This window comes from Neobacillus camarae (genome assembly GCF_054950115.1).
This window is the reverse complement of sequence record NZ_JBUCKX010000001.1, coordinates 979,336-1,005,640: the sequence shown is the minus strand read 5'-3', so window position 1 is coordinate 1,005,640 and position 26,305 is coordinate 979,336. Positions and strand designations below refer to the sequence as shown.

Here is a 26,305-nt window from a genome sequence, read left to right as displayed (position 1 = left end):
TTCGCACTTATTACCTTAAGTATAATCCGAACGTTTGTTTGTTGTCAACACATATTCGAACTTATGTTTGTATAAAAATAACGAACATGCTATAATAAAGACAACATTAACCAGGCGAGGTGCAATTTATCATGGTAAAAATATCAAAGCGGCAGCAGGATATTTTGAATTTTATAAAAGACGAGGTTAAAAGTAAGGGATACCCTCCTTCCGTTCGGGAAATCGGGGAAGCAGTCGGGCTTGCCTCCAGTTCAACCGTACATGGTCATCTTGCTAGATTAGAAAGCAAGGGATTGATCCGGCGCGACCCTACCAAGCCAAGAGCCATAGAAATATTAGAAGCGGATGAAGCGGCTCATATTCCTAGGAACCAAGCGGTAAACGTCCCTGTGGTAGGAAAGGTTACCGCCGGTTTGCCTATCACAGCCATTGAAAATATAGAAGAGTATTTTCCATTACCTGAAAGACTAGTACCCTCTGATGAACAAGTCTTCATGCTGGAAATTATGGGTGAAAGTATGATTGAGGCCGGCATTCTGGATGGTGACTATGTGATTGTAAAGCAGCAGCAGACGGCTAATAATGGGGATATTGTTGTTGCGATGACAGAAGATGATGAAGCGACTTGCAAAAGGTTCTTTAAAGAAAAAGATTATATCCGTCTCCAGCCTGAAAACTCCACTATGGATCCAATTATTTTAAAAAATGTGTCCATTCTTGGGAAGGTAATTGGAGTGTATAGACAAATTCATTAAAGTCAATTGTCCTTTCGGCTGCAGCGTGAACGTGCCGCCTGGTTTTAGACTGGAAATTGATCATATATACATAAAAATGCTGGCAGTAAAACTGCCGGCATTTTTCTTCGAAAAAACAAAACACCCAGTTGCATGAAACTGGGTGTCTTGCAGATATATCAAATTCTTTCCTCAGATTAATACATGCTCATGTATTGTTCGCGTTCCCAAGGGTGTACTACTGTGCGGAACATATCCCACTCAATTTCTTTAGCTTCCACAAAGTGTTCGAAGATATGCTCGCCAAGGCCAGAAACGATGACCTCGTCAGATTTTAAGCTATCCAAAGCGGCCGCTAATGTTGCAGGAAGATCAATGATGCCTTCTTCGATTCTTTCTTCCTTGCTCATCACATAAATATTACGGTCAACTGGTGCAGGAGGAGTTAATTTATTTTTAATTCCATCAAGACCTGCTTTTAAAAGCACTGCCATAGCAAGATATGGGTTAGCTGCTGGGTCAACACTGCGCACTTCAACACGAGTGCTCAATCCGCGGGATGCTGGGATACGAATTAATGGTGAACGGTTTCTAGCTGACCAAGCCACATAACAAGGTGCTTCATATCCAGGAACCAGACGCTTATATGAGTTTACAGTTGGGTTCGTAACTGCTGTAAAGTTTGGTGCATGCTTAAGGACACCTGCAATGAATTGACGAGCAGTATCACTCAACTGAAGATCACCAGTTGGTTCAAAGAATGCATTTTGACCATCTTTGAATAGAGACAGGTTGCAGTGCATTCCAGATCCGTTCACGCCAAACAATGGTTTTGGCATAAAGGTTGCATGCAAGCCATGCTTACGGGCAATCGTTTTTACAACCAGCTTGAACGTTTGGATTTGGTCGCAAGCAGTTAGCGCATCGGCATATTTGAAGTCAATTTCGTGCTGGCCAGGAGCAACCTCATGGTGAGATGCTTCGATTTCAAAGCCCATCTCTTCAAGTTCAAGCACGATGTCACGGCGGCAGTTTTCCCCAAGGTCAGTTGGAGCAAGGTCAAAGTATCCGCCTTGGTCGTTCAGTTCAAGGGTTGGTTCGCCATTCTGATCTAATTTGAATAAGAAGAATTCTGGTTCCGGTCCAAGATTGAAGTTGGTAAAACCAAGCTCTTCCATTTCTTTTAATACTCTTCTTAAGTTGTTGCGAGGGTCCCCATCAAATGGAGTGCCATCTGAATTATAGATATCACAAATTAAACGGGCCACTTTTCCTTTTTCAGCTGTCCATGGGAAGACGACCCATGTATCCAAGTCTGGAAATAAGTACATGTCAGACTCTTCAATCCGAACAAATCCTTCGATAGAGGAACCATCGAACATCATTTTGTTATCGAGCGCTTTTTCTAATTGGCTGATTGGAATCTCCACGTTTTTAATGGTTCCCAGGATGTCGGTGAATTGAAGACGGATAAATTTTACATTTTCTTCACTTGCCAAGCGTTGAATATCTTCACGTGTGTACTTTGCCATCTTATTTCCCCTGCTTTCTAAAAATTATTATTAATGGAAAAAGCGAGATAAATCGCCTTGCCGTAAGTTGGCTCGGTTGTGCCGCCCTGAATGAAGCAATTCATTCCGGAGCAGATTTCGCAACTGATCATCAGTTAGCTCGCGTTTAGCTTTTTCCGATTGCTGCTGTTCCATGTTATTTTCTTGTTGTTGCTGTTTGACAAGGAAAATTTGCTTAATCCCGGCCATATTAATGCCTTGATCGATTAAGTCCTTAATTTCTAATAATCTATCAATATCATTTAGGCTATATAACCGGCGATTTCCTTGATTCCTTGCCGGAGAAATTAACTGGTGTTCCTCATAATATCGGATTTGTCTAGCCGTCAGCTCCGTAAGCTGCATAACGGTACCGATCGGAAATAGCGGCATAGAACGACGTATTTCTTTCCCACTCACCAAATTTCTCCTCCTTTTCCTATTTCATATTGCTATTATATTTCTTGTAAGAAAAGATGTCAATTGAATGTTAGATTTTCTTACACGATTTTTTATAAGAAAAAGAACAGCGTATTTTCTATACTGTTCTTTTAGGTTTTCCTATCAGAATGCAATTAATTCTTTTACCGCTAAATGATCAAGCGCAAGACAAATGGCGATTTTTACGTGTTCGTAGGTTAATCCGCCTTGAACATAGGCCACATACGGAGGACGGATCGGCCCGTCCGCTGTCAGTTCCAGACTTGCGCCCTGGATAAAGGTCCCCGCCGCCATAATGACATCGTCTTCGTAACCTGGCATGTAGCTTGGATACGGTGTGACATATGAATTAATCGGTGATGCAAATTGTATGGCCTGGCAAAAAGCCACCATTTTGTCCCGATCGTCAAACTGTACCGACTGAATTAAGTCCGTCCGTTGGGAGTCCCATTTTGGCGAAGAATTCATTCCCAATTTTTCGAGCATCGCCGCTGTAAATACGGCTCCTTTTAATGCCTGGCCCACTACATGGGGTGCCAGGAAAAATCCTTGGTACATTTCTTGGAGGCTATAAAGGGAGGCCCCTGCTTCCGCCCCGATTCCCGGCGAGGTCATCCGATAGGAACATGCTTCCACCCATTGTTTTTTTCCTACTATATAGCCGCCCGTTTTGGCGATTCCGCCGCCAGGGTTCTTAATCAATGATCCTGCCATTAAATCTGCCCCTGCATGACACGGCTCGATTTCTTCCACAAATTCACCGTAACAGTTGTCCACAAACACAACAACATCCTGCTTGATTTCTTTCACAAATTTAATCATGTCACCGATTTCCGAAACCGTAAACGACGGTCTCGTCGCATACCCTTTCGACCGTTGGATCCCGATCATTTTGGTTTTTGGGGTTATTTTTCGGGCTGCTGCTTCCCAGTCAATCCCGCCTTCATCAGTCAAAGAAACGCTGTCATAAGAAATCCCGAATTCACGCAAGGAACCGACGCCGCTTCCGCGGATCCCCACAATCTCTTCCAATGTATCGTAAGGTTTCCCGGTAATATACAGCAGTTCATCACCGGGACGGAGGACTCCGAATAAAGCAATCGATATCGCATGTGTGCCGGATATGATTTGCGGCCTAACCAGACCCGCTTCGCCGCCAAATACGTCGGCATAGACGCGCTCCAGAGTATCCCGTCCGATATCATCATAACCATAACCCGTGGACGGGATAAAATGAGAATCACTCACCCTGTGTTTTTGGAAGCTTTCGAGCACACGAAATTGGTTGGTCTCCATTCTCTCCTCGATTTGTTTATGTACTTCAGCGATTTGTTGTTCCACTTCTCTTACCAAAGGCTGAAGCTTTTCCCCATTTTTTAACTGTTGAAACATGTTGATATACTCCTATCTATGCTTTGAATTTCTGCAGTTTTCCCGTGATTTGATGGTCTTGCAACGAGTATCCCCTGCAACGGTACAGCTGTTTTTCCTCATCAAACGATAGCTCCCTTAAAATGGTCTCGTTTTTTAATTGGGACAGCAGCTTTCCTTCCGTTGAAGGGACCTCCACTTTATACGGCTCCATCATTTCCATCATGACTTGCTCAATCTTTAACTTTAGGGATTGTCGGTCCTCTTGGTCAAACGCGCTGATAAACGCGGTCGGTGTATCAGATGTTGGCACAAAATCAGGATGCTGGATATCCCGTTTATTATATACCGTTAATTGCGGAATGTCTTTCACTTCCAAGTCTTCTAGGAGCTTTTGAACGGTTTTTTCATGCTGATAATAATCCGGGTTCGACATATCTACGACATGGAGGAGCAGATCAGCTTCCCTTACCTCTTCAAGAGTCGAGCGGAAAGCGGCTATCAAAGCAGTCGGCAAGTCCTGGATGAAACCAACGGTATCGGTAATCAAGGCCAAAAAGCCGCTCGGCAAGATTAACTTCCTTGTCATTGGATCCAGTGTGGCAAACAGTTGATTTTCCTCATAGGAATCCGCTTCAGACAGACGGTTAAACAAGGTGGATTTCCCCGCATTGGTATACCCGACAATTGCCACTTGGAAGGTTTTATTTTTCTTGCGCCGCTCCCGGTAGCGTTCACGGTGCTGAACAATGACCGACAGCTGGCTTTTGATGTCATCAATCCTGCGACGGATATGGCGGCGGTCTGATTCCAATTTGGTTTCACCTGGCCCCCTTGTTCCAATTCCCGCTCCGAGTCTCGATAAAGCCGTACCTTGTCCCGCGAGACGTGGCAGCAAATATTGGAGCTGGGCAAGTTCCACCTGTAATTTTCCCTCTTTGGACCGGGCACGAACCGCAAAAATATCAAGAATCAGCTGGGTCCGGTCAATAATCCGGGCTTCAATTTCTGAGGCTAGATTGCGCTTTTGGCTTGGTGATAACTCATCATTAAAAATCACTAAATCTGCTTCCAACTCTTCGACTAATGCCCGCAGTTCCTCCACTTTTCCCTTTCCAATGTAAGTGGCAGGGTGAATTCTTTCCCGTTTTTGAACCAACGTCGCCACAGTCTTGCCTTTAGCTGTATCGGTTAAGGATTGCAGCTCATCCATTGAATATCGGAACCGCAAATCATCATCATCTGTTTGGCAGCCAACTAGAATGGCTTTTTCCTTTGTTTCCTGTTGTTCCAAAGACCATCCATTCCTTTCGTTATATGCTTTTACCATCATATCAAAAACTTACGGGATACTCTAATTTTCCGGCAAAATATAAAAAAATCGGCTCCAATAATGGCTCGCCGATTTATTCTAAACCCGCCCAAATTTCAGTCAAAGACTAATCTTCCTCAAACACCAGATCATTACTCCTTAAGGTCATCAGTTCATGCTTATCATAGCTGTTTAACATTAATAGCCTCATTGCCTGGGCCCGGATTGATTTTTCAATGATGTTTCGGATATATCGTCCATTGGAAAAATGATTGGGGACCAAAACCGATTTTACCCAGATTAAATGCTCCTTTAACTTTTTTTCAGCTTCCCTGCTGAACGTGTACTCTCTTTCCGCCAGCATTTTGCTTGCGATTTCCATTAATTGATCAATAGTATAATCGGGAAAATCGATGACTAACGGGAATCGCGAATGGAGCCCGGGGTTCAGCGATAAAAAATAATCCATTTCCCTGGAATACCCTGCAAGAATAAGAATGAATTCGTGCTGTTTATCTTCCATATGCTTCACTAAAGTATCGATGGCTTCCTTGCCAAAATCCTTTTCCCCGCCTCTTCCCAATGAGTATGCTTCATCAATAAACAGAATTCCTCCTTGGGCTTTTTTGACCAGGTCTCTTGTTTTTTGGGCTGTATGGCCAATGTATTCACCAACCAGGTCGGCCCGTTCCGCTTCAATTAAATGCCCTTTGGAAAGGACGTTCATTTTTTGAAATAATTTGCCAATCAGTCTTGCGACCGTGGTTTTTCCAGTTCCCGGATTTCCTTTGAACATCATGTGCAGGGCCTGCCTTTTTGCTTTCAGCCCCATTTCTTCCCGCTTTTTATTGACATATATCCAGGCGTAAATTTCCTTTATGGTTCGTTTCATTTCCTCCATTCCAACCAATGCTCCAAGTTCCTCTTCAATATCCTTAAGAGCTGAATGCTCAGGGGAAATGATCTTTGGAGCAACATGAAAGTCTGGTAACTCTCTTGCTATTGGTTTTTTTTCTTGATTCTTAAGAACGACTCTTATTTGACCATTGCTCTTCGTACGAATGGGTTGATCCAAAGCTTTCACCTCTCATTCTGCAGACAATACCCGTATTGGTCGTTTATGATGGCCGTATAGTGGATGTCCATAAACCATGTACATTGGCGGTTAAATGTTGAAAGCATAATCTTTCATACTATGTGTATTCAAGATTTTAGTATTTCATTAAAGGTTTTATTCCCGATAAACGAAAAAAGAGCCCAAGAATGGGCTCTGTTTTTTCTGAATCGTTTATTGGTTATCCAAATCAAGTTGCACATTTCTTTGCGGGGCAAAGGTGGAAATGGCATGCTTGTAAACCAGCTGCTGTTTCCCCTCTGACTCAAAAAGAACCGTAAAGTTATCAAAGCCCTTGATTTGGCCTCTTAATTGGAATCCATTTAACAAGAATACGGTAACGTGGGTGCTGTCCTTGCGGCATTGGTTTAAAAATTGATCCTGAATGTTGATCGTCGTTTTCATTTTGGTAAATCCTCCTCTTTTATCTCTACTAATATGTATTCGATTTTACTTGAAGCTTTCCTTCAACATAATGTGAAATTTCATCTATTTTTTTTGAGAAGTTGTTCACATTTGTTGTATCAAACCATTTTACATCCATTTTGTTCCGAAACCAAGTAAGTTGCCTTTTGGCATACCTTCTGGAATTTTGCTTGAGGTTTTCCACCGCCTGTTCCCAAGAAACCTGGTCATCCAGATAGTCATAAATTTCTTTATACCCTATTGCTTGAATGGACTGGCAGTCACGCAGCCCTTGATTGTATAAACCTTCAACTTCCTTTAACAAACCTTCCGAGGCCATTAAGTCAACCCGTGTATTAATTCTCTCATAAAGTTTCTCGCGGTCCATCGTCAGTCCGATAATCGCCGTATTGTAAAGAAGGCTGGGCTGCCGATCTTGTGCTGACCTCTTTTGACTGTCATTTTCACCTGACAAATAGTGAATTTCCAGAGCACGAATCACTCTTCTCACATTATTGGGATGAATTTTTGCAGCACTTTCCGGGTCAATTTCGACTAATTGTCGGTGTAACGCCTCGTTTCCAATTTCTTTTGCCTTTTCCTCCAGTTTGCTGCGGAATTCTTGGTTTCCTGTGACATCTGAAAATTGATAGTCATAAATAACCGATTGAATATATAATCCGGTACCGCCTACCATCATGGGAAGTTTTCCTTTTTGGGAAATCTCCATTATTTTGGCCCGGACCAGTTGCTGAAACTCCGCAACCGAGAAGCTCTCATCCGGTTCCTTAATATCGATTAAATGATGGGGAATGCCTTCCATTTCCTCCGGTTTTATTTTGGCTGTACCAATATCCATGCCGCGGTAAATTTGCATAGAGTCACCGCTTATGATTTCACCATTAAAACGCTTCGCAAGTTCAATACTCAATTTTGTCTTTCCGACTGCGGTTGGTCCGATGATGACTAGTAATTTTTGGTTAGCATCCAAACTTTTCACACTGCCTTTTTCATAAAAAATTCACCTTCGCCGACCGGAAAAGATTCTTTCCAAGGAGCCTAACCCTCTGGCTTCCCCCGGCAGGATCCGCCAATCGCCAAGACCATCTTTATCGTACCACAACTTAAACGCAGTTGAACACCAATCAAGTATAGTCAAAAATTTTCTTTTCTATGCGCAGATTCCATAATGATTTTCGTCTTTCGCTTCATTACAAAAATAGGTAAATATTTCTTACATGTTTACAAAAAGATAACGGTTATTTTACAAACGGCTTTTCACCCCCATATTCGTGTTAAGCTTATTCGTAGGTTATTTTGTAGAAAAAACTCAGTTACTGTCACGTTTTTTATTACGAGAGCTTCGTTCGATGCTCTATCAAAACGGTACAAAGTAAAAATAGGGAATAAGGTGAATATATGTTTTCTTCATATGATATTGGCATTGATTTAGGTACAGCAAATACATTGGTTTATAGTAAACATAAAGGGATTGTGGTGAATGAACCATCTGTCGTAGCCATTGATACTGATACGAAAAAAATCGTGGCTGTCGGGAAAGAGGCCAAAGAAATGATCGGGAAAACTCCCGAAAAAATTATTGCGATCCGCCCCTTAAAGGATGGAGTAATTGCTGACTTTGATGTAACAACCGAAATGCTTAAACATATTATGCGCAAGGCGTCTAAGAAAGGCGGTGTGGCACTGCGCAAGCCGAATGTGATTGTCTGCATTCCTTCCGGTTCGACTAGCGTGGAAAGACGGGCGATTCATGATACGGTGAAAAATGCCGGTGCTAAAAAAATTACCTTAATTGAAGAACCAGTTGCGGCTGCTATTGGCGCCGGCCTTCCTGTCGATGAACCAATTGCGAACGTGGTGGTAGATATCGGCGGAGGAAATACAGAGGTGGCAATTATCTCCTTTGGCGGGGTAGTGGCTTGCCATTCGATTAAAGTCGGCGGAGACCGTCTGGATGAAGATATTATCCAGTATGTCCGCAAAGAGTACAATGTGCTGATTGGGGAAAGAACAGCTGAGAACATCAAAATGGAAATAGGTTATGCGTTGATTGACCATGAGGAAAAGTTTATGGATGTACGTGGGCGTGACCTTGTTACAGGGCTCCCTAAAACCATTAAGCTATCATCCTATGAAATCCGGAACGCTATTAAAGAGGCCTTGCTTCATATTTTAGAAGCGGTCCGGGCCACACTGGAGGATTGTCCGGCGGAGCTTAGCGGTGATATTGTCGACCGCGGGGTCATTTTGACTGGCGGCGGCGCCCTTCTGAATGGGATGAAGGATTGGCTGAGCAAAGAAATCTATGTACCTGTCCAATTGGCTGAGGAACCATTGGAGTCGGTAGCGATTGGCACCGGGAAAGCAGTTCCTTATATCGAGAAGCTGCCTGCGACCGTTAGTAAGTAGAGATAAGCTTGTCGCAGTATACACATCTCTTATGGGGAAACTGGCAATTGGGACACCTCCTATTTACCCTGATCCCTTTTTTCTTGGACTAACGGGCATTAGGAGCGCTCCCTATTTACCCTCTACCCCTTTTTTTTGGGTTTTTGGGCATTAGGGGTGCTCCCTATTTACCCTCAAGCCTGTTCTGTTGAGTTCACGAGTAATAGAAATTTCCTCCGTTTACCCCAAAATACAAATCTACCACGTAGAAGAGCAATCAGAATTGAAGAGGTTATCAAAAGCACAAAAGTGAAACAGCTCCTTTCCAGTGGGAAGGGGCGTTTTTGATTATGCCAATTTTATTTCAATCGCTTCAATTCGTTTGGATTCCCCTGTGGTACCGGCAATCTCTCCGTTCCTTTTCCAATCGGTCCAGCCCGTATCCTGAAGATGTACTCGGTAAAAAACGTTGTGTTTATCGCATGAGATTTTAATTGCCTCAAGGCGCAGCGATTCTCCTATAGTTCCTACGACTTCCCCATTTGATCGTGGAGGTAACCACCCTTTGCTCTCAACATGTCCCTCTATTGTAAGCCTTGCATCGGAGTTCTCTAGCCTCACAGTTAATGCCTCTAATCGTAAAGACTGCCCCGTAGTTCCGGCTGTTTGGCCATCTCTTTTTTCATCTTGCCATCCAATATTTTGAAGATGTGCAGCGTAGACAATCGATGGCGTTTTTTTCCTTCTTAATCCAAAAGCTTTTGCCAATCCTTCCACATGCCCTATCGCAAGCTGTGATAAGAACTGATCAGATTTTAATTTTTCAGCATCGGCTGCATTATCAATGAACAGGTTTTCTGTCAAAATGGAGGGCATGCTTGTCTGCCGTAACACAGCATAATTGGCACGTTTCTTCCCTCGGTCTGTTACACCCCCGATTGATTTCAAGACCTCGGGATGAATAACATTTTGATAGGCAACGGACTGGGAATTAGCATTTGTATGAATGTAGGATTCCCAACCTGTCCCCCCTCCTGCATTGATATGGATGGATAGGAAATAGTCAGCTTTCTCACGATTCGCCATTTCCGCACGCTCGGAAAGCGATATAAATCGGTCATCACTCCGAGTATAGGAAACCTCGACGCCTTCATATTCCCCAAGCAGAGCACCCATTTTCTTAGCGATGGTTAAAGTCAAATCCTTTTCCTGCAAGCCATTGCCAACCCCACCTGGGTCATTTCCGCCATGTCCTGGGTCAAGTTTGATTTTTACCATTTTATCCTCTCCTTTACTTTAGTTAATGAAAGATCAGTGCTTTTTGACAGGGACTAATGGGTAAAAATTGTTTTTTCAATATACATTAAGCTTGGGATAGAAATAGAAACAGGCCGTGGTCTTATTTATTGATAACTTTGAAAACCGTATAAAAAAACTCCCTTCCATTAGAAAGGGAGTCATCGTACGGGTGAGAGTATTTTTCTTACAAAATATTTTTGTTTTGTTCCTAGTCCTTCTACATCACGCGTTTAAACATCTTTTCCATTTCATAAATGGAATAATGGACAATAATCGGCCTGCCATGCGGACATGTGAACGGATCGGACGCTTTCCTTAAATCATCCAAAAGTGTTTGGATTTCATCGTTCCTTAGGTGGCGGTTTGCTTTGATTGACGCCTTACAGCTCATCATAATCGCTGCCTCTTCGCGAAGCTTTTTAATATCAACTTTCTTCATTAAAAGCAGCTGTTCAATCATTTCTTCGATAATCTCTTTTTCCTGCCCCTTTGGAAGCCATGTCGGATGGGAACGGACAATAAAACTGTTAATCCCAAACTCCTCCAAGAACACGCCAACCTTCTCCAATTCATGCATGTATTCGATGATTTTTAAATATTCATCCGATGCATACTCAAAGGTTAATGGCATCAACATATCCTGAAGCTCCGAATCCACCCGGCCGACTTTTTCACGAAAATACTCATATTTCAAACGTTCTTGGGCGGCATGCTGGTCGATGATATATAACCCGTTTTCATTCTGGGCAAATATATACGTTCCATGCATCTGACCAATCGGATACATCCTCGGTACACGGCTCTCGCCAGGCACTGCCTCCCGCTCAGGATTAGGCTCATTTTCCAGTCCTGTTTCCATTTCAGCAAAAGTGGTATCACTCTCAAAAGGAGGCTCTCCCCCTCTGACATGTTCCGGAAACGTAGGTTGGAAAGAAGAAAATGGATTGATTTGCTCCCATGAAAATCCTTCTTTCGGCCTTTCTTCAGGGGCTTCTGACGATTCCTCCGCATTTTCAGCAAAACCAGCTGGATCTTTTACCTGGTTATTAAAATCGGAATGAGTGACTGGTTTTGTTTGAAAAACCGGTGGCCTCTCATTATACACGCTAGAAGGCAGGGTCCCTTCATCAAGTGCCAGCGAAGTTTGTTCTGTTTTGGGCATTTCCGCTTTAGAGGGTGTGTATCCTGTCGGAATTAAGATCTTTGATTTAAACGTATTTTTAATGACCGTGCTCACCAGTTCGTTCAACTCGGATTCTTTACTAAAACGGACCTCCATTTTCGATGGATGGACGTTTACATCGACCAGCAGCGGATCCATTTCGATATCAAGAAGGACAATTGGAAACCTCCCAATTGGAAGCAAGGTATGGTACCCTTCCTGAATCGCCTTCACTAATGGATAATTTTTTATAAACCGGCCGTTAATCATCGTCGAAATATAGTTTCTCGAAGCACGGGTCACTTCCGGCATCGAGGCATATCCGGTAATTTTATAATCCAAGGATGTCCCCGATATCGGCACAAGCTGCTTGGCTATCGCCAGTCCATAGATGGAGGCCAGCACCTGGCGGACGTCTCCATTGCCGTTGGTCTGCAAAAGCTTCCGCTCATTATGGATTAACCGAAAAGCGACTTCCGGATGGGCCAAGGCAAGCCGGTTTACCACGTCGGTAATATTCCCGAGCTCAGTATGGATGGTCTTCATGTATTTCAACCGTGCCGGTGTATTGTAAAATAAATCGGTAATCGTGATATCCGTGCCGCGCCTGCTCGACGCCTTTTCAAACGTCACGACCTTCCCGCCTTCAATCACAACCACATTTCCGGCCCCTTCACCGGTGGAGGTCTTTAATTCCAGTCTAGAAACGGAGGCGATACTCGGCAAGGCTTCTCCCCGGAATCCAAGGGTACGGATGCGGAACAAATCGTTTTCATCCTTAATTTTGGACGTCGCATGGCGCTGAAAAGCGACTAACACATCTTCCTCTTCCAGCCCGCTGCCATTATCGGTAATCCTGATTTTCGCCAGTCCCGCTTCTTCGACTTCAATTTCAATCACGGTACTTCCGGCATCAATCGAATTTTCTACTAGTTCTTTAACGACGGAGGCAGGGCGTTCCACAACCTCTCCCGCCGCTATTTTATTTGAAAGAGCATCGTCTAATTGAATGATCTTCCCCATGATTCTGCCTCCCTGTTATGTCAGACTTTTAACTTTTTTTGCAAGTCGTAAAGCATGTTCATGGCTTGCAATGGTGTCATATCCAATATATCAAGCTGTTTTATTTTTTCTAATACTTTTCGTTCTTTTCCGGCCGGTTCCTGCTTTTTCGGCTGTTCCGGTTCATCAAAGAAGGATAATTGAGCAGCTTCCGCAACCGTCTTTGGTTCCACTGGCTGTTCTGCCGGTAGTTCAGCAGACTTTAACGGCACAGACCCTTCTGATGAATGCTCTAAGGCTGTTAAAATTTCATTGGCACGCTTAATTAATTCCGGCGGGAGTTCAGCCAGCTGGGCAACATGTATCCCGTAACTCTTATCCGCCGGACCTTCTTTGATTTTATGAAGGAACACGACTTTGCCATTATGTTCAATCGCGCTGACGTGTATGTTTTTTAATTTGGCCAGTTCTTCATCCAACACCGTTAACTCATGATAGTGAGTCGAGAACAGCGTTTTCGACCCAATCCGGTTGTGGATGTATTCAATGATGGCTTGGGCTAATGCCATGCCATCGTAGGTTGACGTTCCGCGGCCAATTTCATCAAAAAGAATTAAGCTGTTTTGGGTCGCATTGGCAATCGCATTTTTCGCTTCGAGCATTTCCACCATAAACGTGCTCTGGCCGGAAATCAAATCATCAGCGGCGCCAATTCGGGTAAATACTTGGTCAAAGATTGGCAGGACAGCTTCCGCTGCCGGCACATAACAGCCAATCTGCGCTAATATCGCGGTCAATGCAATTTGCCGCATGTAGGTGCTTTTACCGGACATATTCGGACCGGTAATTAACAGAACTTCCCGGTCACTGTCCATATTGCAGTCATTTGGCACATATTCTTGTGAGTTTAATACTTTTTCAACCACCGGATGGCGTCCGTCATTGATGACAATCTTGCGCTCTTGTGAGAATACCGGCTTCACATAATGGCGATCCTCACTTACCTTGGCAAAGCTTTGCAGCACATCCAGCTCACTGACCGTTTTGGCCAAAGCCTGAAGGCGGGGGATATATTCCTTCACAATTTCGCGTATTTCAGTGAACAAATCATATTCGAGTTCGCCGATTTTTTCTTCCGCTTGTAAAATCAACGCTTCTTTTTCCTTTAATTCCGGCGTGATAAACCGTTCCGCATTGGTCAAAGTCTGCTTCCGCTCATATCGTCCTTCTTCGAGCAGATGAAGATTGGCTCTGGTCACTTCAATATAGTAGCCAAATACCCGGTTGTAACCGACCTTCAATGATTTAATCCCCGTCTTTTCCCGTTCTTCGCGCTCTAGTTGGGCAATCCAGGTTTTGCCGTTCCGGCTGGCATCGCGGTATTGATCGAGCTGCTCATTGTACCCATCACGGATCATATTGCCTTCTTTTAACGATAGCGGCGGATTGTCCACAATCGATTGCTCCAACAAATCCGTCACTTCTTCGCAAGGATCCAGCAATTCGGCTAAAATGTTCATCTCTTCCTGATTCATGGAGAGCAGGATTTCTTTTAAAAAAGGAATCTGCATCAAGGATCGTTTCAACTGGACCAAATCGCGGGCATTCACGTTACCAAAGGCAACCCGTCCGGCCAGCCGCTCCAAATCGTACACTTCTTTCAATTTTTCTCGCAGGTCCTGCCTTTCAAAGTAGTGACCCATCAATACTTCCACCAGATTATGGCGGTGTTCAATCTCTTCCCGGTTAATCAGCGGGCGGTCAATCCAGTGCTTTAGCATCCTTCCGCCCATTGCGGTCATCGTCTCATCCAGCAGCCAAAGCAAGGATCCCTTTTTCCCTTTGGAGCGAATTGTCTCGGTCAGTTCCAAGTTCCGCTTCGAATAGTAATCAATTTTTAAAAACTGTTGGATTTGATAGGTGGTAACCGGCTGCAGGTGGTCGAGACTCCTCTTTTGGGAGCGGAATAAATAGTTAAATAGTCTGGCAGCCGTTTGCTTCAACTTATCTTGGTTCAGGTTTTCGAGCAGCGGTGAAAAGTTCATCTCTATGGAACTATTATCTTCGAATGAGATGGTCAAGATTTCGCGCTCGCGCATTTTCTTTTGCAACTCGGCTTCAAAATCGCTGGCAACGACCACTTCTTTTGCATTTAATACGGAGAGTTCATTCAACACTTCATCAAAATCTTTCGTCAGCAACGTAACCTTGCTTTCACCAGTTGAAATGTCGTTATAAGCAAATCCATAGGTTTGGTCGTCAAACGCGGTGACCGAAGCGATATAGTTATTTTCTTTGTCAGCAAGTCCCTTGCCTTCCATCATCGTCCCTGGGGTGATGACCTGAATCACTTCCCGCTTTACGACACCTTTTGCCAGCTTGGGATCTTCTACCTGTTCACATATTGCCACTTTATATCCTCTAGAAACCAATGTTTCAATATAATTGGCGGCAGAATGGTAAGGAACTCCGCACATGGGGATTCGTTCCTCCAGCCCGCCTTCTCGGCTTGTCAGGGTAATCTCTAGTTCCTGGGATGCTTTCACGGCATCATCAAAAAACATTTCATAAAAATCGCCTAAGCGAAAAAATAAAAAGGCATCTTGGTAATCTGCCTTGACTTGTAAGTATTGTTGTACCATCGGAGTGTATGCCATATTTTCCTCCATTGTTTCTCATTCTCTCGAGTATCTTCGACAAATTATTATATCATATATTCCTTGAACTTTAGCAGACAGAAAAATCCTATTCTCTTAAAACGCGCTAGAAAATCGGCCATTGGTCCAATGTTTATTTTCTTAGATGGATGAGAAAATAATTGTATGAAAGCTTACAAGTGCGGCGGCATAAAATAGTTTTAAGGATGTCTGACAATGTGGGGGTCCGTGAATGTGGTTTGGCGGCCAAGTCGAAGGTTATCGTTTTGAAATGTTTTCAGTCAGCCATATCGTGAGTATTGCTATTCTATTACTGGGTTCCGCGTTCCTATTTTTATGGAGAGAAAAATTAAAACCAATCCATTGGGGCAAGTTCGAATTGGGGTTGGCCGTTTTTCTGCTTGTCTTTGAGGCGGTTTACCATCTTTGGATGGTTGTGAATAACAACTGGTTAGTCAGTCATTCCCTTCCATTGGAATTATGCAATATCAGTTGGTTTTTGACGATCTTTTTGCTGTTTACCAAAAAGAGAATTTTCTATGAGATTCTGTTATTTACGGCCCTTTTAGGCGCTTCACAAGCCATTTTCACACCTGTTTTGCATTATGATTTTCCCCATTTCCGGTTTTTTCACTTTTTCTTGACGCATTTAATCATGATCTGGGTGGCGCTGTTTTTTACCTGGGTGAAAGGGTACCGTCCCACCATTTGGTCGATTGTCAAACTGTTCGTTTTTTTAAATATGTTACTTCCTTTTGTTTTATTGATTAACAAATGGGTCAACGGGAACTATATGTTCTTAAGCCATAAACCTGGCAGCGCGAGTTTGCTGGATTATTTGGGTCCCTATCCTGTCTATATTTTCTCGTTGGAAGCTTTGCTCATTGTCCTCAGTTCCATTGTATGGTTACTGTTTCGCGAAAAAGCAGGGAACAAAATCAAAGAGACAAAAGATCTTTCTATTCGATAACATTTTTATTGACCTTTGCTGATTTACTCTTTATAATAGAAAACGTTCCTAATAGAACAAGAATAAATTTTCTACAAGCTCAGCACGCCCGAATATGATCCTTAGAATTAACTTCAGCGTGTGTGCGAAATTAATATTTTTATCTTTTGTCCCAGTAGCTCAGCAGGATAGAGCAACAGTTTCCTAAACTGTAGGTCGGAGGTTCGAATCCTCTCTGGGACGTACAAAAGCCCTTGCGATAGCAAGGGCTTTTCTGTGTTATCCTTTGCTAAACTTGTAAAACAGCTAATATGCTGACAAATTAAAGGCATCATTAGAAAGATTCAAATAGACATACTAATAATTATCATCTTACATACAAAAAACAAAAGGAGTGGGTTATTTGCCTCTAGATAAAGATACCTTAAAACGAGAAATAATCGATGCGTTTTATTTTAGACATGCAACCAAGGAATTTGATCCAGAAAAACAAATCTCCGACGATGACTTTCATCTTATTTTAGAAGCTGGACGGTTATCTCCTAGCTCTTTTGGATTTGAACCATGGCGCTTCGTTGTTGTTCAAAACCCTGAACTTCGTGAGAAAATTAAGCACACATCATGGGGAGCGTTTAGCAAGCTTCCCGATGCAAGTCATTTTGTCATTATCTTGGCCAGAACAAAACTGGACACCATATATCATTCCGATTATTTAAAGGACCATTTAATGAATGTTTCCCAAATGCCGGAAGAATTTCTGGGGAGGTTTTTACATAGAGTGGAAGAGTTTCAAAGAGAGGATTTTAACATGCTCGAGGGCGATCGTCCCCTATACGATTGGGCATGTAAACAAACCTACATAGCTCTTGCTAATATGATGACTGCCGCTGCCCTAATCGGGATCGATTCTTGTCCTATTGAAGGATTTAATATTGAAAAAATGAATCGGCTGCTAGATGAAGAAGGATTATTAGAAAAAGGGCATTTCAGTATCTCTGTTATGGCAGCCTTTGGTTATCGTAAAAAAGACCCTCGGCCAAAAACGCGTAGACCTTTCGATGATGTTGTTAAGTTTATTTATTAATTTTTTATTAAAGTTGTGGCCTTATCCCAATAGAATACAGAGCTATGGCCACACGTAATATAGATTATTTAATTACAGTGTCCACTTGAACGCAGGCCATTCAAGACAATTGGTATATGCATTTTTACTATCATATACTGCCTTAATCTTTCAAGGCTTTCATTATGTAGAAGATTCAATTACCAATTCCCTTTTAGTTTAAATAAGCCAAGCAATTCACCGACCGTCACATTCGCGGATGGATTGAACTCATCACTCATGAGAAAATGGATCGTTTCATGGAAAAGAGACTCCACTTCAGGGCGCTTCAGGTTCTTTACGATATTAAACGTTGATACATACAGCTTGCCTTCCCCTACTTTTATTTCAAAGGAATAGGCTAAATGCTTTCCTCGGTTGTGGTTATCAATCACTTCCACAATCGGTTTAATTTGTGGAACCGATTCTAGATTGATGGCTGTCGCCCTGTCAACCAAATGGAACCAATTCCAGTTGGACCGGCCATCATGCGGGAAATTTTCCAGTGATGGATGATCATGAATGATCATGCCCATGGTGGTGCCAATTTGCGCTGGGAACCAGAGATAATTCCAAAAGATAGGGAGAAACCTAGTGTTTACTTCGTCAAATTGGTTTCCTTCCTCCGCCATAATCCAAGCTTTACCACCATCAAGCAGAAACTGCAAAAGCTCTGTTGACAGATGATTGGAGATGGCAAGATCGATGTCCTTTTCCTCTTTATAACTAAAGCCTTCAAACCCAATTTTCCCGGTATATTTTGCTCCATAAAGTGAATTTCCCAACTGAGGGACATCCGACCATATCCTGCTTGCATCCTTATGAAGTGCCGGTCTCCTATACGTCCAAAATTCCCATTGATTTTCGATGATTTTATCGGCCGCTTTAAGCTTAACCGTTAATAACAGTGACTGGCTGATATTTGCAGGTGTATCTACGTCAATCACACCAATTGGAGTGACATTGCCCGGTATGATTTCAGCCACGGGAATCGAGCCGGATTGCAGAACCAGTTGATTGGCTGATAACTCCCATGTTAACTCACTTTTCCGGAATAAATCATTACTGTAATTCGAAACATCGATGGACACCCAAAGCTTTTCTCCTGCATAGTGTGTTCGATTCAACGAGCGCATGAGGATGACCACCTCATCATTAAAAGAGCGGAATTTTTCCGGCGAAATGGTCCCTTTATTGTCCCAGAACACATCCAATACCCCTGTCGTTGCATGGCCTTGGCCAGGAAAATCGCGGATGTCCAAAAGTTGAATTCCTGATAGCCCTGATGTTCTTCTCGCTCTTTCGATATTTTCCTTATAGGCTCTTGCTTGCAGTGTTCCAGATGCTTCGATAAATTCCTCAATCCGCCCAAGCAGCTCTTTCTTTTCTAATGTTGCCATTGTTGTTTCTAGCCAATGCGGACGTAATACCCCTTTATACTTCTCTGCTTCCTGTGGCCGAACATACATGGTGAACTGGCCATGTTCATGTGCAAGGATTGGTTTTGCTTCTTGCATGGTGACGACATTGTAATCCTCAAATGTGTTGGGTGTTCCGGCAAAATTATTATTCAAAGGCGGATGCGCATTCAATGACGGAATGTAAAAGTCACCTTCGCGATCATGGGCAGGAAGACGGCCGAAGCCTGTATTATCTGTATATAATCTTGTTGAATCCAGTTCCCTGCAAAGCCGCACCACTTCATTTAATTGTTCGTGCCCCTGGGGACTGATTAATTCATTCCCGGGTGACAGCAAGACAAACGAAGGATGCTCATTTAGTGATCCAATTACACGGTAAAGCTCTCTAACCAGGAAGTCGTGGACATCCTGGTCCGGCTGCTTCGCTCTGTCTTTATATAATGGTGACCAATGCGGCAGCTCCGTTTGAACCAGCATCCCTTCCTCATCGGCCGCTTCCCAAAATGGCTTTGGCGGGGTCCAGCCATGCAATCTCACATGATTAAAACCGTATTGCTTCACGGTTTTAAATTGTTTGATATAATCTTCCTTCTTCCAGCTCGGATAACCCGTTTGCGGGAATATACAGCAATCCACATAGCCTCTTAAAAATTTAGGCATTCCATTTAATAAAATCTGTTTGCCTTCAGCCTTTATCGATCGAATCCCAAGCGTTTGTTTTTGATGGTCAACTTTTTTATTAGAGTCGATGATAGACACAAATAATTGGTATAAGTAAGGATTTCGATCATCCCAATAAATAACATCTTCCCAAATGTCAATTTTAAGTTCTAATTTATCATGCAAGGCGTCGATTGGAGTTTGCAATTCACATACTATTCCTCCATCCTTATTAAGAATCTGAATGGAAAGGTAGCTGCTTGAATTTAGTAATCGGCTATTTTGCAGAACGACTTCCACTTCGATGTACTGTTCCTCTGTCCTTGGATACACCCTTACTTCCTGAATATTTGTTTTCGGAAAAGCCTCCAAATAAATACCACCTGTAATTCCGCCCCAATTCGTGGCGGTATGGTAGGAATGGATATGGCTGTCCTGGAGAGGGTATTTCATTTCATTGTTGACAAAGATGACGATTTTATTGTTCTGGCCAATTTTAATAAATTCCGATACATCAAAAACATGATCGCTTACCAGACTTTCCCCTTCCCCGACAAACTGTTCATTCACCCATACTTTTGTTATCCAACGAACCCCGGATAGGACTAATTTCATTGATTGACTTTTCAAATCCTCTGGGATAAAAACTTCCCGTGAATACCATGCTGTTCCCACGTATTCATGCAGCTTCTTCCACGTCCCAATCGGATGATGCTTGGACGGCTCTCCAAAGCCTTGCTCCTCCCAAGAACCAGGCACGTTTATCGCAGTTTTCGCAGGAGAACTAGCAATCTCCTTTGCCGGATATTTTTCCTCTGGATCTAACGTAAAGAACCATTCACCATTCAATGAAATCTTTGTTCTTGTTTTTGCTTTTAGCGCATCAATCAAGCTGTTTCTCCTCCCGCTATATCTCTATTTCTAGTTCACGAATCGCCGTGGCCTTAATCGATTTAATTTCAGCAATTTGGTTATTGATCACCTCTGCTCTTGCTGCCATTGGTGAATCACTCTTGACAAAGCTTCCCTCTTTTAATGGGGAAATGTAAATATACATTCCCTTCTCTAACAGGTCTTGTTTATGATTTTGCAGGCCGATTTCCCATGTGCCGTTATTGCAAAAATTATCATGGATCAACTCGCCATCGATAAACGCATAGCCAATATCGCCGACATAATCAATTTGCAGGAGAAGATCTTTTGCATCGTCAAAAGCCTCGGGCCGGAAATCAATCACGGCTTTATTTTGGTTCACCATTTTAACCTCTATGCCTGCATGACTGTCACTGATCTTTTTCTTATATTCCTTGAATAGTCCATGGTTCAGGCAAGAGATTTCCTCCCCTGCTATGTTGATCGTATCATTAAATCCTGGGAATGATAGTAGTTTTACAGTCTCTTGACCTTCACTTTCCAGTCTTATTTTCTCTTCGTCCACAAGCAGGGTTGCATTGGTAATGGAAACCTGTTCTTTCCCCCGATAAGAATACTTCCAAAAGTTTAAGCTTTGTTCATGCGTTAATGTACAAACATGAAGCCTTCTGCCCGATTTCAAGGTGATATCGACCCGGCTAATCTTTTCATCACTTACTTGTACTAACGTATTTTCATCAGAAAGGATGGTCCCGTTATCTACACTTATCTCTTGGATCTTATCGCTTTCAAAACAATACTCCCCATTCATTCCTTTGGGAGTGAAGAAGAAAAAGTAGGTTTCCCCCTCATGCTCGATGCTTGTGAGTAATTGTGTCGTTGAATACGTAAGAGTTAGCCCTTGTAAATCCAAGTTAAACGGAAGGATGCAGCATTCATCCTTCGCTAACGACATGCTGCCGGATTTAGGAAGACGTACCTCCTGATTCCCAAGGTTAACGGTGATGGCAAAGTCTTTTTGGTCCTTTGTCTCGACATGATCTTGATAGTTATTGATAAAAACAAATCCTGATTCCCCATTGGCTCTTACCGCGAACCGCAATGTTTCAACATCATACGGGTCCATGTCTTTCGTATCATATGGAAGGAAGGTTTTGGTTTGGCAAAAGCTTTCCTCCACTGTTTTATAAAAATAATGTTGGCGCTTTAATCGCTTATATGACTCTCTGATTTGTCCAAACTCTCCAATTGGCGCTTGATAGTCGTAAGATATTTTCGGTGTGGCATTTTCATTCAAGAAGGGTGTTCTTTTCCCCTTCGGATTGGAACCACCATGGAACACATAGTAGCCAACAAAATTACACCCGCCCGCTACCTTCATTTCTGTCATGGCATCCACACTTTCATACGGCAGCTTGAATCTATATTTATAGAAAACGGTCATCCCGCCCCCCATTTCGCAGCAAGCGAATGGCAGGCTCTCGGAAGGATAAGCGGGAGTAAACCCATAGTTTTTCTGTTCATCGTTATGATAGTCTCTAAAAATAAATTCAGGCGTGGCAGGGTGCTCCTTCACATCTCCATAGAAAATCCATGGCCAAAACGCATAGCCTCCCCATAATGGCAAAACCTCTTCAACCGGTGCTGCAGCGCCTCCCCAGCCAGTACTCGTATAGATGGGAGTTTGAATGCCAGCTTGAATGGCCAACTCCTTCAGTTTCCTAATATGCGCATCCCCGTCCCTGCCTGCGGGTAACCACTCATTCCCGGTTCCATTTGTTATTTCCCACGGTGCCCCTGCATGTTCATACTCATTCTCAATCTGGGTTCCGATGATGGGGCCACCTTCTTTAAAGAGGAGGCCATGAACCTGCCTTCCAATTTCTTGATAAAACCTTTCCACATATGTCAAATACTCTTGATCATTTGACCGCAGATCAAAAGGTCTTCCGAAGAGCCAATCGGGAATCCCGCCATTTCTTGCCTCCCCATGGGCGAACGGGCCGATTCTCAAGATCACGGGCAGCCCATGCTTGCCGCAAATCCCGACAAATCTTCTGAGGTTTTTATTTCCCTGCCAATCAAATTTTCCTTGCTCCTCTTCGTGATGGTTCCAAAAAACATAAGTTGGGACGATATTAATTCCCGCCATTTTCATTTTGATGATTTCATCTTCCCATTTTTCGCTATGATATCTACTGAAATGAAACTCGCCACTTATGCCGAAAAACGGGAGGCCATTTTTCTCCAGATAATAGTTTGTAAAACTATAACTGTCTCCTGCTTCATTGAATCCACCAAGCTTTGTTGCCAGCGGGTAAATCTCTTTCTGCGCATTTTTTACGTCAATCCTATACGCTCTCATGCGGGATTGCCTCCTTCATCAGTGATTGATGAATCCTTGCTCCTTGGTGGCTTGGGTCAAGATGTAAAGCTTGATCAAATTGTTCCTGGGCCATCTTGAATTGATTTAGCCCCAAGAACCCAAGTCCCCGCATATAATGACAATGGATCCGGTTTCGTTTATTAAGGTCATCCTCAAAGACTAGGAAATCCGGTAACGATACAGCAAAATAATCAATGATGACGTCATCAAATAGGTGTTTTTCCGCATAATCAATAAGTTTATGAAATCTCCGTCTTGCTTCCCTCTCATTCTTCAGCTTAAGCCAGGACATGCCTTGATAGAAAATCATTTCGGGCGGCTGATCATTGTAGTACATCGCACTCGTAGGCTCTTCCAATCCCCTTGATGCCATCGTAAAACATTCAATCGATTGCTCCATTTGATTAAGATGTTCGTAAGCCATACCAAGATAATAATAGATATTATTTTCCTGCGCCCCTGCTAATTTACCTTCTCCAAGATTAGGAGGATAAACAAGCGCCTTGTTTAATAATTGAATTGCTTGTTCATGTTTTTGATTTGCTAAATATCTTTTGCCAAGCTCGACATGCGCCCATACGTATTGACCGGTTACTTTCCCTTCCCCGCCTTCCCATGGATGAAAAATACGCTCAGACAATAAACCAATTGCCTTTTCATAATTTCCTAATGTATTTAAAAGGGTAATGTATTCCAGCAATAAATCATCCCGCTCTTCTACCAAATCCAGATGTGATTGAAGCCGGCTCAGGCGCTTTTCGGGTGAGCAGCCCAGCTTTTTGTATAGTTGGTCCAATTCAAATAACACCCGGGCATCCGAACTATTACAAGCCAAGGCCGTTTCAAGAGCTGTTTGGGCTTTTTCATCATCCCCAAGAACGTTGAAATATGCCAAACCTAAATTACGGTGGACCGTCGCAAAATAGGGATTAATGGATCTTGCTGCTTCCCAATGCTTCACTGCCTCTTTTTGCCTTTTTTTATCATAGAACAGGTTTCCTAAGTAATAGTGCGCTTTATCATCCTGTGGATTCATTGTAATCACATGCTCTAATACGATTATTTCAAACAAGCTGTTTGGAAAACAATAATCACTTGGAGATGCTTTCCCTTTCTTCCTATGAAAATCAGCTTTATCTGCTTGATTTAGTTTTTCATATAAATAGGCTAAAGTGTAATGCACCATTGGGTACACTGTGTTATCCTCTGCTATTGCGACTCGCTGAAGAACCTGGACCGCTTCCTCAAATAGCCCACTCTCTGCATAATCTGCCGCCAGGTGCAAATGATTATGAGCATCCTCACGCATCAACTGTTGAAGCTCAGCCAATATTTTCGCTGCCTTTTCCGTTTCCCCCTGCTCTTTTAACACCAAGTAAAGCTCGTTATAAGAACCAAAATCGGCGATATCATATTGGAGCGTTTCTTCAGCAAAACCAATGGCTTCATGCAAGCGCCGGCTTTTTCGCAATAATGCCGTTTTGAGATGACGCGCTTTATAATTACGGGTATTGCGAATCAGCGATTTTTCAATAAGCTCTAGTCCTTCCTCATATGAGCCGTTTTCACAGGCAATCTGGGCCAGTGAAAAATAACCACTATCCTGCCATGCGGAAGACCACACCGATTTATAAAAGCTTGCATAGGCTTCCTTTAATTTTCCTTGAAGCTTGAGTGCCAGTCCAAGCTGATAATACGCCTCAGAATCATATGGATTTGGGTTGCGCCATGTTAACGCCCCAATGGCTTTTCGGAAATATCCTTCACTCTCTTTAAACAATCCGCGGCGTAATAACAAGGTCCCGTATGCGACATTCAACCGAATATCCTTAGAGGCCCGCCTTAAGCCTTCCAAATAATAATCTTCCGGTGCAAATGTTGCATGACGATACTGCTCTAAGTGCAATCCAGCAAGGTATAGCTCCTCGGTCGTTTTTAATTCCGCAGGAATTGGCAGGGGCTTTGCTGGATCAGGGAGTGCTTCCGCCTTTTTCTCTTCCATCTGATAAGAGATTAATAGCCGCCCTTTATTGTCCATAACAGATAGAATTAAATCTTGGGATTTCTCTACTTGTTGCAATTGTACCTCGCACTCAAATGTCTTGATTGGTGATAATGTAGCTGTTTCATGGATATATACCTTGCTTTTGCCCGTTAATTCGATTGTCGCTTCTTCGAACAAAGATGTTGCGTAAACGGATACCTTTGTACGTTTTAACGTGTCATCAACCTCTACATTAACCGCAGCATCTATTGAAGCGTTTTTCACGATTCCAATGTCTTTATACGGCATGAAATATTGTTTAAATGTTTTTTCCTCATAAGGGTGCAGCCATGAGAAATCCGGTTGGTTATCGGTATAGACACCGGTCATAAGTTCAATATAAGGTCCGTCTTCATCTGTTAAATTTCGGTCCCAAGCTTGCCCAAATTCACCATTTCCCCATGTCCATTGTTTTTTCCCTGGCGCGATGTGGTGGTTAGCCACATGCAGCAAACCGGCTTTCACCCCATGATCATATCCGCCAACAAAATTATAATCAGACTTGTAAGCCATATAAGATGTCGGGACAGGGATATTTTTATACCTTGAAATATCGACTCCTTCCGAATAGTCCATTTTATAATAGGTACCGGTTGCAATGGGAAACTTGGAAACATCACGTTTTCCATGATCGAGCACCGCATGGACATCCGGCGGAAACACGGATTGGGTATGGTCATTCACCGAAACAGCGGGATTGGCCCACCACAGAAAGGTTTGCGGTACTGGTGTCCTATTATATAGTTGCACCGATATTTCTAAATACGCTTTTCCGGGATGCAAGGTAAATCCTGCCGTCACCTTCGTGCCATACATCCTGTCTATTTCGCTCACCCATACCGCCGCGCTGCCATCCTCATTTTCACTAATTCGATATTCTACCGGGCCAAATGTATTGGGGCGATGATGCTGGGGCCAATTAAATTCGATTCCCCCAGAGATCCAAGGCCCTGCCAATCCAACAAGTGCGGGTTTTATGACACGATTATAGTAAACAAAATCATAGTTGTTGGTCTTATCCAAGGCCCGGTAAATTCTCCCGCCAATTTCCGGCATGACTTCGATGCGCACATATTCATTTTCCAAAATGACTAGTTGATAGGTGACTAGTTCTTTATCGTCCTGGATTTTATCAATAACGGGGTGTGGATATACCTTTCCTGAACTTCCTTGATATACTCTCTTTTCAAGGAACATGGGATTCTTATTCGGCTCTCCGACACCATAGGTGGGGATGTCCCGCTTTTCTTCCCATACACAAACAGAACGCATTACTTTTTCCATGTTTTACTCCTCGTTTCTGCCAATTTATACTTCCACTTTACCGCGATAAACGCTTTCAAACAATAAATGAAATTCTGTTTATGATGGACTATATTCTGATTTTTCAATAGAATAATATTTAAGAATACAA

Annotated in this window: 17 protein-coding genes and 1 tRNA gene; 5 read left to right on the top strand and 13 right to left on the bottom strand. The window is 42.9% G+C overall.

Going from position 1 to position 26,305, the window contains the following annotated elements; all coding sequences use genetic code 11:
- The first annotated feature begins 131 nt into the window (after positions 1 to 131).
- Positions 132 to 755, top strand: coding sequence for a transcriptional repressor LexA (lexA, locus tag ACY8D0_RS04830; protein WP_462409342.1), 624 nt, complete (start codon positions 132 to 134; stop codon positions 753 to 755).
- A gap of 176 nt (positions 756 to 931) precedes the next feature.
- Here lexA and glnA read toward each other — a convergent pair whose 3' ends face one another.
- From glnA to miaA, 7 genes are all read right to left on the bottom strand, one after another.
- Positions 932 to 2,266 (bottom strand): type I glutamate--ammonia ligase, encoded by a 1,335-nt coding sequence (gene glnA / locus ACY8D0_RS04825; protein WP_462409341.1) that lies wholly within the window; start codon positions 2,264 to 2,266, stop codon positions 932 to 934.
- 30 nt (positions 2,267 to 2,296) lie between these two features.
- On the bottom strand, positions 2,297 to 2,704 hold the full coding sequence (locus tag ACY8D0_RS04820) for a MerR family transcriptional regulator (RefSeq protein ID WP_462409340.1): 408 nt from the start codon (positions 2,702 to 2,704) through the stop codon (positions 2,297 to 2,299).
- A 144-nt stretch (positions 2,705 to 2,848) separates the two neighbouring features.
- Entirely contained in the window at positions 2,849 to 4,117 is a 1,269-nt protein-coding gene (locus ACY8D0_RS04815; protein WP_462409339.1) for a methionine gamma-lyase family protein, read from the bottom strand.
- Between the two features lie 16 nt (positions 4,118 to 4,133).
- On the bottom strand, positions 4,134 to 5,426 hold the full coding sequence (gene hflX, locus ACY8D0_RS04810) for a GTPase HflX (protein ID WP_462409951.1): 1,293 nt from the start codon (positions 5,424 to 5,426) through the stop codon (positions 4,134 to 4,136).
- 109 nt (positions 5,427 to 5,535) lie between these two features.
- Complete coding sequence (gene spoVK / locus ACY8D0_RS04805; RefSeq protein WP_462409338.1) at positions 5,536 to 6,483, bottom strand: stage V sporulation protein K; 948 nt, start codon at positions 6,481 to 6,483, stop codon at positions 5,536 to 5,538.
- 213 nt (positions 6,484 to 6,696) lie between these two features.
- Positions 6,697 to 6,927: an RNA chaperone Hfq gene (gene hfq, locus ACY8D0_RS04800; RefSeq protein WP_462409337.1), complete on the bottom strand. Its 231-nt coding sequence runs from the start codon at positions 6,925 to 6,927 to the stop codon at positions 6,697 to 6,699.
- Positions 6,928 to 6,955: 28 nt separating this feature from the next.
- Positions 6,956 to 7,918, bottom strand: coding sequence for a tRNA (adenosine(37)-N6)-dimethylallyltransferase MiaA (miaA, locus tag ACY8D0_RS04795; protein ID WP_462409336.1), 963 nt, complete (start codon positions 7,916 to 7,918; stop codon positions 6,956 to 6,958).
- Between the two features lie 428 nt (positions 7,919 to 8,346).
- Between miaA and mreBH the strand changes: the two genes are divergently transcribed.
- A complete protein-coding gene (gene mreBH, locus ACY8D0_RS04790; RefSeq protein ID WP_462409335.1) occupies positions 8,347 to 9,357 on the top strand; it encodes a rod-share determining protein MreBH in 1,011 nt (336 codons plus the stop codon).
- Positions 9,358 to 9,684: 327 nt separating this feature from the next.
- Here the strand turns inward: mreBH and ACY8D0_RS04785 are convergent, their stop codons facing one another.
- The 3 genes from ACY8D0_RS04785 to mutS all read right to left on the bottom strand — a co-directional run bounded on the left by ACY8D0_RS04785 (position 9,685) and on the right by mutS (position 15,456).
- Positions 9,685 to 10,614: an N-acetylmuramoyl-L-alanine amidase gene (locus tag ACY8D0_RS04785; RefSeq protein WP_462409334.1), complete on the bottom strand. Its 930-nt coding sequence runs from the start codon at positions 10,612 to 10,614 to the stop codon at positions 9,685 to 9,687.
- Positions 10,615 to 10,852: 238 nt separating this feature from the next.
- Positions 10,853 to 12,820 carry a DNA mismatch repair endonuclease MutL gene (gene mutL / locus ACY8D0_RS04780; protein ID WP_462409333.1) on the bottom strand — a complete coding sequence of 656 codons (1,968 nt, stop codon included), beginning with the start codon at positions 12,818 to 12,820 and terminating at the stop codon, positions 10,853 to 10,855.
- A 20-nt stretch (positions 12,821 to 12,840) separates the two neighbouring features.
- On the bottom strand, positions 12,841 to 15,456 hold the full coding sequence (gene mutS, locus ACY8D0_RS04775) for a DNA mismatch repair protein MutS (protein ID WP_462409332.1): 2,616 nt from the start codon (positions 15,454 to 15,456) through the stop codon (positions 12,841 to 12,843).
- A gap of 232 nt (positions 15,457 to 15,688) precedes the next feature.
- On the opposite strand from mutS, the gene ACY8D0_RS04770 reads away from it, so the two are divergent.
- The 3 genes from ACY8D0_RS04770 to ACY8D0_RS04760 all read left to right on the top strand — a co-directional run bounded on the left by ACY8D0_RS04770 (position 15,689) and on the right by ACY8D0_RS04760 (position 17,489).
- Positions 15,689 to 16,426, top strand: a complete 738-nt coding sequence (locus ACY8D0_RS04770) for a YwaF family protein (protein WP_462409331.1) — start codon at positions 15,689 to 15,691, stop codon at positions 16,424 to 16,426.
- Between the two features lie 148 nt (positions 16,427 to 16,574).
- Positions 16,575 to 16,648 (top strand) — tRNA-Arg (locus ACY8D0_RS04765).
- Positions 16,649 to 16,808: 160 nt separating this feature from the next.
- Positions 16,809 to 17,489, top strand: coding sequence for an NAD(P)H-dependent oxidoreductase (locus ACY8D0_RS04760; RefSeq protein ID WP_462409330.1), 681 nt, complete (start codon positions 16,809 to 16,811; stop codon positions 17,487 to 17,489).
- Between the two features lie 179 nt (positions 17,490 to 17,668).
- On the opposite strand, the gene ACY8D0_RS04755 is transcribed toward ACY8D0_RS04760, so the two are convergent.
- Genes ACY8D0_RS04755 through ACY8D0_RS04745 form a run of 3 tightly spaced genes read right to left on the bottom strand, consistent with a single transcriptional unit; the run spans position 17,669 to position 26,175 of the window.
- A complete protein-coding gene (locus ACY8D0_RS04755; protein ID WP_462409329.1) occupies positions 17,669 to 20,479 on the bottom strand; it encodes a glycoside hydrolase family 2 protein in 2,811 nt (936 codons plus the stop codon).
- A gap of 16 nt (positions 20,480 to 20,495) precedes the next feature.
- Entirely contained in the window at positions 20,496 to 22,826 is a 2,331-nt protein-coding gene (locus tag ACY8D0_RS04750) for a beta-galactosidase (RefSeq protein WP_462409328.1), read from the bottom strand.
- Positions 22,813 to 26,175, bottom strand: coding sequence for a tetratricopeptide repeat protein (locus tag ACY8D0_RS04745; RefSeq protein WP_462409327.1), 3,363 nt, complete (start codon positions 26,173 to 26,175; stop codon positions 22,813 to 22,815). The genes ACY8D0_RS04750 and ACY8D0_RS04745 overlap by 14 nt, the downstream gene beginning before the upstream one ends.
- Positions 26,176 to 26,305: the final 130 nt, after the last annotated feature.